Genomic DNA, 8,458 nt, shown 5'->3' on the forward strand with positions numbered 1-8,458 from the left:
CGCCCGAACGGGCCTGCTGGCCGCGACCGCGCGGGCCGCCGCAACCGGATCGCTCCGCATGCCCCAGGCGATATCGTCGAGTCTGAGGTCCACGCCTGCTCCGGTCATGACGAGCCCAGCCCATCGTCCAGATCCGATCTCCGGGACGAAGCGCTGGATCCCTTAAGCTTCGCGACATCGTGTTCCGAAGGGCGGGAACCATCCTTCGATGCGATGTTCTGACGGGGCAACTCGCCGCCTCCCCCTTCGATACGCCATGCGACGATAGTGCACATCGTAAAACCGTAGGGTCACGGCCCCGGCGGCGCGGCGATCTGCACCGGCCGGACCCGCCTCAAACTTGAAGCCCCGCGTTGTAGGAAGAACCGGCTCAACAAGCCGTCAGCCTGCGGTCGATCGACCCGATTTGGGAGGGTCGATCCCGTGGGATATGACGCAGCCGTGTCGCGGAACGAGACCATGTCCTGCCCGTCGGGCTTCGAACGCCATCATCCGCAGCGCCTCGCGGCTCTGCACGGCTATGCCATCCTCGACACCGCGCCCGAGCCCGCCTTCGACGAGATCGCGCAGATCGCGGCCGCGTCCTGCGGCACCGCGATGGCGCGGATCACCTTCGCGGATGCCGACCGGCACTGGACCAAGGCCGCGTTCGGCCACGCCGCGCCGGACCTCCCCCTCGAAGCCGGCCTCGGCCTCGAGACCCTGAGCCGGGAGGGTGCGCTGGTGGTCCCGGATTGCGGGGCGGTCGCGGGCGACCCGGGCCTGCGCTTCTACGCCGGCGTCCGGCTCGTGACCCCGGACGGCTGGCCGATCGGCACGCTCAGCGTCCTCGACCGCGAACCGCGCAGCCTGACCGGGCCGCAGGTCTTCGTCCTGGAAGCCCTCGCCCGGACCCTGATGAACCTGCTGGAGGCCCGGGCCGCCGCGACGGCCCGGCACCGGGACGAGGCTTTGCTGCAGTCCCGCGCCGAGCGCCTGGAGGCGCAGGTCGCCGCCCAGACCCGGGACCGCGACCGGGTCTGGACCCTGTCGCCGGTGCTGAAGATCGTCTCGGACAAGGACGGGCAGGTCCAGTCGGTCAATCCGTCCTGGAGCCGGGCGCTGGGCTGGTCCGAGGACGAGACGCTGGGCCGGACCGCCCTGGATTTCATCGCTCCCACGGACCGCGAGGCGGCGCGCGAGGCGCTCAAGCCCCTCTGCGAGGACCACCGGGTCGAGGATGTCGAGCTGGCCTGCACGACCCGCGACGGCGACCGGCGGCGGGTGCTCTGGACCGTCGTCCCGGAGGACGGGCTGTTCTACGGCTTCGGCCGCGACATCACGGAGCAGCGCCAGGCCGAGGAAGCCCTGCGGCAATCGCAGAAGCTGGAGGCGATCGGCCAGCTCACCGGCGGCGTCGCCCACGACTTCAACAACCTGCTGACCATCATCCGCTCGTCGGTCGAGTTCCTGCGCCGGCCGGAGCTGGCCGAGGAGCGCAGGCGCCGCTACCTCGACGCGGTCTCCGACACGGTCGACCGGGCGGCCAAGCTCACCGGTCAGCTCCTGGCCTTCGCCCGGCGCCAGGCGCTCAAGCCCCAGGTGTTCGACATCTCCGCCCGGCTGCGCAGCATCTCCGACATGCTCGATTCGGTCACGGGCGCGCGCATCCGCGTGGAGACCGAGCTGCCGGGCACGCCCTGCTTCGTGCGGGCCGACGAAAGCCAGTTCGAGACGGCGCTGATCAACATGGCGGTGAACGCCCGCGACGCGATGGACGGGGAAGGCAGCCTGACCCTGCACCTGGAGAGCGGCCGCCCGATGCCGCCGATCCGCGGCCATGCCGGCGCCCGGGGGCCGTTCGTGGCCGTGATGGTGGTCGATACCGGCACCGGCATTCCGGCCCCGGATCTCGGCCGGATCTTCGAGCCGTTCTTCACCACCAAGGAGATCGGCAAGGGGACCGGGCTGGGGCTCAGCCAGGTCATCGGCTTCGCCAAGCAGTCGGGCGGCGACATCGACGTGGCGAGCCTGCCCGGGAGCGGCACGCGCTTCACCCTGTACCTGCCGCAGGTCGACGCCCCCGCGGAGGTGGCCGATCCCGGCCACGACGACCGCCGCGAGCCGGAGCCGCAGCGGAGCCTGTGCATCCTGGTCGTGGAGGACAATCTCGGGGTCGGGCGCTTCTGCACCCAGATCCTGGAGGATCTCGGCCATGCGCCGATCTGGGCGAAATCCGCCGAGGAGGCCCTCGCCGAGCTGGAGCGGACGCCGGGTCGGTTCGATGCGGTGTTCTCGGACGTGGTCATGCCCGGGATGGGCGGGGTCGCCCTCGCCCGGGCCCTGCAGGCCACCCGCCCGGAGCTGCCGGTGGTCCTGACCTCGGGCTACAGCCACGTCCTGGCCACCGACGACGCGCACGGATTCACGCTGGTGCGGAAGCCCTATTCCGCCGAGCAGCTCGCCCAGGTGCTCCACGAGGCGACCCAGCGCCGGGACGGGAAGGGAACAAGGTCCCCGCTCTCCGGTTGACGCGATGCAGCATGGCGATGGCGTCGCCGCGCTGCTGCCCCTCGTGGGCGTTTCCTCCCAAGACTTCGGGCCGCTCCTTCGGGGGCGGTCCTTTTTTGTGCGGCGCGCATGCGGCCGACAAGGAACAACGCCACCTGCGGCAAAAAGTTCTCAACAATCTCTCATCTTTAGAGCCGTTTCTGACGGACGCGCTCGCTTACGCCGAACCGGTATCGACGTCGGCGGTGCGCGGGCCGAATCCCGTCTCCGTGTCCAGCGCCAGCAGCGCGAAGGACGCGAGCCAGTGCTCGCCCATGTAGTCGCCCGTCACGTGGGGGAGGCCGGCCTCCAGATGCGCCTCCGCGGCGGCCTGGAGCGGCCGGCGGCGGGGATCGTCCGGGCCCAGGGTGGCGGCGAGCGACCGGAAGCACCAGGCGCGGCTGAGGTTCAGGCCGTCGAGATGGGCGATCTTGCCGTCGCTGCGGTCGGTCACGCGGGCGGGCCGGAACAGGGTCGCGGGCCGCCCCGCGGCGAGGTCCGGCAGGAACCGGTCGAACCAGGGCCGGAATTCTTGCGGCGGTAGGAGGCGGCGCAGGCATTCGGCCTCGATCAGCGCCGAGGACAGGAAGTCGTCGCCCCCCGGCTCGCCCCAGGCGGGGCAATTCACGTCGGCCCCGTACCAGCGCTCGGCGGTGGCCCGCAGCAGGTCGGTCAGGGCCGTGTCCTGCGCGCCCTCGGCGTAGTCGGCTTCCAGCCGCAGCGCGAAGGCGGTGTTGAAATGCGTGCCGACCCGCACCGGATAGGGGGCGATCGGCAGGAAGTCCCGGACGCGCTGCGCGATCAGGCCGGTGAGCGGCGCCAAAGCCTCGGCCCAGCGGCGCTCGGGCAGACGGGACAGCGCGTCGGCGAGCTTCAGGAGCCAGGCCCAGCCGTAGGGCCGCTCGAAGCCCAGGGCGGTCGGGGCGGCGAAATAGGCGCATTCCCCGGCGACCTTCTCGGGCACCAGCTGGGCATCGAGATGCGCGCGGATCGCCCCGGCCTGCGTGCCGTCCGGGAACAGCCGCAGCACCCGCGCCAGCAGCCAGGTGCCGTGGACGCAGGAATGCCAATCGTAGCTGCCGTGGAAGACCGGATGCAGCGCGGCGGGCGTGCGCGCGTCCTCCGGGCCCGCCAGGACGTGCCCGGGCTTGTTGGGGTATTCGCGGGTGAGATGGCCGAGGGCGACGGCGGCGAAGCGGGCGCCGATCTCCGGGGTGAGCGCATTCGGCATCGCGGGCTCCCAGTGTGGCGCCGGACGCTTTGCCGGCACAGTCCCGGATCGGTTATCGCAAGCGCGGCGAACCGGGCAGCCCCCGCCGGTGCGCCGTCACTGGGATGTTCCATGCGCCGTGCGCCGATCACCGCCCTCTTCGTCGTGCTCGCGATGCCGGCCGCGGCGGCGCCCGATCCCAGCCGGGACGTGCTGTGGGCCGCACTGAAGACCTGCGTGCTCGCCAAGCGGCTCGCCGACCGGACCTTTCCGTGCCTCTCGGTGGATCTCGGCGACAAGGACCGCCCCGGCACGGCGGTCCTGCGCGCGCCCGGCGAGCCGACCCACATCGTGGTGATGCCCACCGACACCACCGCCGGCCTGGAGGCCCCGGTCCTTCGCGGGAAGCGGGGCACCGCCTATTGGCGGGCGGCGCTCGCGGCGCGCCCGTTCGTGTCGGACGCCCTCAAGGGCAAGCTGCCGCCCGAGGCCGTGGGGCTGGCGGTCAATTCGGCCCGGGGGCGGAGCCAGGACCAGCTCCACATCCACCTCGATTGCCTGAAGCCCAGCGTGCTGGCCGCCGTGAAGGCGCATGGCCGCCAGATCCGCGGGACCTGGACCCGCTTCCCGGTGCCGCTCGCCGGAGATCGCTTCCACGCGATGCGGGTGCCGGCGGCGGAGGCCGAGCGCTTCAACCCGTTCGCGGCCCTGCGCACCCTGCCGGGTCCCCGGCCGGACCTGCACCGGACGAGCTTTGCCGCGGTGGCGACACCCCCGGGTGATCCCGAGCCGGGTTTCCTGCTGCTGGCCTACCGGGCGCCGAGCGCCAGCGCGGAGGACGTGATGGACCATAGCTGCGCCATCGCGTCGGGCCGCGGGGGCGCCTGACGGAGCGGCCTAAGCGGCACCGGCCGGCGGCAGCGCGTCCATGAGCTGACGCAAAAATCCCCGCACCGCCCGGGGCAGGCGCCGGTCGCGCATGGCCTGGATCTGGATGTTCCGCGAGAGGCTCGCCCGAGCGCGGATCGGCAGGCTGACCAGGGCGTTCAGGTCCAGGGGCGTGCGCATCGAGAGCGCCGACATCAGCGCGAGACCGCGGGATCTGCGCACGAACGGCAACTGGGTGGCCAGGTTGTTGGCGGTCAGGACCGGCTCGACCACGATGCCCTCCTGCAGGCAGGCGGCGTCGAACACTTGGCGCAGGGTCGTGTCCCGGGTCGGCAGGGCGACGGGATAGTTCGGCAACTCGGACAGCTGCACGACCTTCGCCCGCGCCAGGGGATGGTCGGGGGCGGCGAGCACCAGCATGTCGACCTGTCCGTCATACAGCACCTCGACCTGGGTGGACGGCGCGAGTGCGAAGGTGATGCCGAGATCGGCCTCGCCGGCCGCCACCATCTGGGTCACCTGGGCGGGGGGCAGCACGGTCACCTCGAAGCGCAGACCCGGATGCGCCGCGTGGAAGGACGCCACGGTGCTCGGCACGATGTCGAGCGAAAACCCCTCGGAACTCGCCACCCGGATCAGGCCGCGGGCAAGGCCTTCCAGCTCCCGGATCTCGGTGACCACCTGCTCGGATCGGATCAGCATCTGGTGCGCGTGCTGGGTCAGGAGCTCGCCCGCCGGGCTCGGCACCATGCCGCGCGGGCGCCGCTCGAACAGGACGCAGTCGAGCTCGGCCTCCAGGTTGGCGATCTGCCGGCTGATCGCCGAGGCGGCGACGTTGAGCTGCGCCGAGGCCGCCGCAATCGAGCCGGTGCGGGCCACGGCCAGGAAGTAGCGCAACCCGGACGTCTGCATTATCGTGCCCCAATATCACTTATAGCGCCTTTTCGTTGCCGGAATGGCAACGCACCGCTCGCCAAATTCTACTTGTTGCGATCCCAGATGCACAACATCATGGCAGGGTGAAAAACGCGGCAGTCGCGGAGATCCTCCCCGACATCCTGCCCGTCGTCGTCGGAGACGGAATCGACATGCCGGTACGGACGATCACCCTCACCGCATCGTTGGCGGCCTCCCTGATCGCACTGGTCGCGGCGAGCCCGGCGCTCGCCGGCAAGGCCGACGACACCCTGATCTACGCCTCCGACAGCGAGCCCGAGAACGTCAGCCCGTATCACAACAGCGCCCGCGAGGGCGTCATCCTGGCCCGCAACTGCTGGGACACGCTGCTGTGGCGCGACCCCGCGGACGGCACCTACAAGCCGATGCTCGCCACCGCCTGGACCTGGGCCGACGACACAACCCTGGACCTGACGATCCGCGAGGGCGTGACCTTCCACAACGGCGACCCGCTCGGGCCCGAGGACGTCGCCTTCACGTTCAACTTCATGCTGAAGCCCGAGGCCCGCACGGTCACCCGCCAGAACGTCGACTGGATGAAGTCGGTGGAGGTCACCGGCCCGCACAGCGCGCGGATCCACCTCAAGGCGCCGTTCCCGGCGGCGCTGGAATACCTCGCCGGGCCCATGCCGATCTTCCCGGCCTCCTACTTCAAGAAGGTCGGCCTCGACGGCTTCGCCAAGGCGCCGGTGGGCAGCGGCCCGTACAGGATCACCAAGGTCGATAGCGGGCGCGGCGTCTCCATGGAGCGCTTCGCCAACTATTGGTCGGGCAGCCCGCTCGGGAAGCCGAAGATCGGCAAGCTGCAGTTCCGGGTCATCCCGGACGGCGAGAGCCGGATGGCCGAGCTGATGACCGGGGGCGTCGACTGGATCTGGCGGGTGCCGAGCGACCAGGCCGAGCAGCTGCGCGCCGCGCCCAACGTCACCGTGCTCAACTCCGAGACCATGCGGGTCGGCTTCCTGCAGTTCGACACGCTCGGCCGCGCCAAGGAGAACTCGCCGCTCAAGGACGTGCGGGTCCGGCAGGCGATCTCCTACGCCATCGACCGCAAGGCGATGGTCGACAACCTCGTGCGCGGCGCCTCGCGGGTGATGAACGCGCTGTGCTTCGTCGATCAGTTCGGCTGCAACGACCAGGGGGTGATGCGCTACCCCTACGATCCGGCCAAGGCCAAGGCCCTGCTCAAGGAAGCCGGCTACGCGAACGGGTTCGAGATCGACCTCGGCGCCTATCGCGAGCGTGACTACGCCGAGGCGGTGATCGGCTATCTCGGGGCGGTCGGCATCAAGGTCCGGCTCAACTACCTGCGCTACGCCGCGTTCCGGGATGCCCTGCGGAGCGGCAAGGTCTCGATCGGCTTCCAGACCTGGGGCTCGTTCTCGGTCTACGACGTCTCGGCCTTCGACGGGGTCTTCTTCCGCGGCGGCGAGGAGGACCTGACCAAGGATCCGCAGGTGATCGCCGACCTGCAGGAGGGTGACGGCTCCACCGACCCGGACAAGCGCAAGGTCGCCTACGCCAAGGCGCTCCAGCGGATCGCCGCCCAGGCCTACGCCCTGCCGATGTTCTCGTACGCCACCAACTACGCCTTCACGTCGGACCTGAACTTCACCGCCCAGCCGGACGAGGTGCCGCGCTTCTACGCGGCGTCCTGGAAGTGATGGTGAGGGCTGTGACGCAAAGGTCCCCCTCCCCCCTCTGCGGGGGAGGGTGGCCCCCGAAGGGGGTCGGGAGAGGGGAACCCGGCTTCAGGATCCGGTGCAGCCTTCATGAAGGCCGGCGTCTTCTTCTGGACCGTCGCTCCCCTCTCCCGACCCGGCCTGACGGCCGGCCCACCCTCCCCCGCAGAGGGGGGAGGGAGAATCCGCGCGTCCCACGTCGGTCGGAAGGAGCCTGAGCCCTATGCTGGCCTTCACGCTCCGGCGCATCCTGGTCGCCCTGGCGGTGGCCTTCACGGTCTCCGTGGCGAGCTTCATGCTCCTCCACCTCTCCGGCGACCTCGCCACGGCGATCGGCGGGCCGGAGGCGACCGGCCCCCAGATCGTGCAGATCCGCAAGGATTACGGCCTGGACCAGCCGCTGCTGACCCAGTTCCTCGCCTGGGCCTGGCGGGCGCTGCACCTCGATTTCGGCAATTCCTTCTACTTCCGCGAGCGGGTGATCGACCTGCTCGCCGCCCGCCTGCCGATCACCCTCTATCTCGGGATCATCGCGCTCGCCGTCGCGCTGTTCGTGGCGGTGCCGCTCGGGGTGATCGCCGCCGTCAAACGCGATACCTGGGTCGACCGGCTCGCCCTGTCGATCTCGGTGCTCGGCCAGGCGATGCCGAGCTTCTGGTTCGGGCTGACCCTGATCCTGATTTTTTCCGTGAATCTCCGCTGGTTGCCGGTCTCGGGCAACGCCACGTGGAAGAACTTCGTCCTGCCGGCGGTGGCGCTCGGCTACTACGCGATGCCGGCGGTGATGCGGCTCACCCGCAACGGCATGCTGGAGGTGCTGGCCTCCGACTACGTCCGGACCGCCCGGGCCAAGGGTCTGCCGCCGCGCAAGATCCTGATCCGGCATGCCCTGCGCAACGCCGTAATCCCGGTGATCGCCCTGGCGGCGGTGCAGTTCGGCTTCATGCTCGGCGGCTCGATCGTGATCGAGGCGGTGTTCTCGCTCCAGGGGCTCGGCCAGCTCGCCTGGGAATCGATCGCCCGCAACGACTTCCCGGTGGTCCAGGCGATCGTGCTGGTTCTGGCGATGATCTACATCGCCCTGACGCTCGCGGCCGACCTGCTGAACGCCTTCCTCGATCCGCGCCTGCGGCAATCGTGAGGACGCTCGCCCCATGAGCCTGCCCCCCGACACGGCGGCGCTCGCCGCCCC

Annotated in this window: 6 protein-coding genes; 4 read left to right on the top strand and 2 right to left on the bottom strand. The window is 70.5% G+C overall.

Translation table 11 applies throughout. The features are described 5' to 3' along the window. Window positions 1-459 precede the first annotated feature (459 nt). Window positions 460-2,511, top strand: a complete 2,052-nt coding sequence (locus FV228_RS14095) for an ATP-binding protein (RefSeq protein ID WP_147855203.1) — start codon at window positions 460-462, stop codon at window positions 2,509-2,511. Between the two features lie 196 nt (window positions 2,512-2,707). Here the strand turns inward: FV228_RS14095 and FV228_RS14100 are convergent, their stop codons facing one another. Further along, window positions 2,708-3,760 (bottom strand): DUF2891 domain-containing protein, encoded by a 1,053-nt coding sequence (locus FV228_RS14100; protein WP_147855199.1) that lies wholly within the window; start codon window positions 3,758-3,760, stop codon window positions 2,708-2,710. Between the two features lie 111 nt (window positions 3,761-3,871). On the opposite strand from FV228_RS14100, the gene FV228_RS14105 reads away from it, so the two are divergent. Continuing rightward, window positions 3,872-4,627 (top strand): CDP-diacylglycerol diphosphatase, encoded by a 756-nt coding sequence (locus FV228_RS14105; RefSeq protein WP_147855200.1) that lies wholly within the window; start codon window positions 3,872-3,874, stop codon window positions 4,625-4,627. 9 nt (window positions 4,628-4,636) lie between these two features. Here FV228_RS14105 and FV228_RS14110 read toward each other — a convergent pair whose 3' ends face one another. Then, window positions 4,637-5,539 carry a LysR family transcriptional regulator gene (locus FV228_RS14110; RefSeq protein ID WP_147855201.1) on the bottom strand — a complete coding sequence of 301 codons (903 nt, stop codon included), beginning with the start codon at window positions 5,537-5,539 and terminating at the stop codon, window positions 4,637-4,639. A 176-nt stretch (window positions 5,540-5,715) separates the two neighbouring features. Between FV228_RS14110 and FV228_RS14115 the strand changes: the two genes are divergently transcribed. Both FV228_RS14115 and FV228_RS14120 read left to right on the top strand, forming a co-directional pair. Then, window positions 5,716-7,248, top strand: a complete 1,533-nt coding sequence (locus FV228_RS14115) for an ABC transporter substrate-binding protein (protein WP_147855204.1) — start codon at window positions 5,716-5,718, stop codon at window positions 7,246-7,248. A gap of 241 nt (window positions 7,249-7,489) precedes the next feature. Beyond that, window positions 7,490-8,407 carry an ABC transporter permease gene (locus tag FV228_RS14120; protein WP_147855202.1) on the top strand — a complete coding sequence of 306 codons (918 nt, stop codon included), beginning with the start codon at window positions 7,490-7,492 and terminating at the stop codon, window positions 8,405-8,407. Window positions 8,408-8,458: the final 51 nt, after the last annotated feature.

The organism is Methylobacterium sp. WL18 (assembly GCF_008040015.1).
Classification (GTDB): domain Bacteria; phylum Pseudomonadota; class Alphaproteobacteria; order Rhizobiales; family Beijerinckiaceae; genus Methylobacterium; species Methylobacterium mesophilicum.

Coding starts and splice junctions, on each gene's coding strand:
- FV228_RS14115 (WP_147855204.1), top strand. CDS start 5,716: ATGCCGGTACGGACGATCACCCTCACCGCATCGTTGGCGGCCTCCCTG.
- FV228_RS14100 (WP_147855199.1), bottom strand. CDS start 3,760: ATGCCGAATGCGCTCACCCCGGAGATCGGCGCCCGCTTCGCCGCCGTC.
- FV228_RS14120 (WP_147855202.1), top strand. CDS start 7,490: ATGCTGGCCTTCACGCTCCGGCGCATCCTGGTCGCCCTGGCGGTGGCC.
- FV228_RS14095 (WP_147855203.1), top strand. CDS start 460: ATGTCCTGCCCGTCGGGCTTCGAACGCCATCATCCGCAGCGCCTCGCG.
- FV228_RS14105 (WP_147855200.1), top strand. CDS start 3,872: ATGCGCCGTGCGCCGATCACCGCCCTCTTCGTCGTGCTCGCGATGCCG.
- FV228_RS14110 (WP_147855201.1), bottom strand. CDS start 5,539: ATGCAGACGTCCGGGTTGCGCTACTTCCTGGCCGTGGCCCGCACCGGC.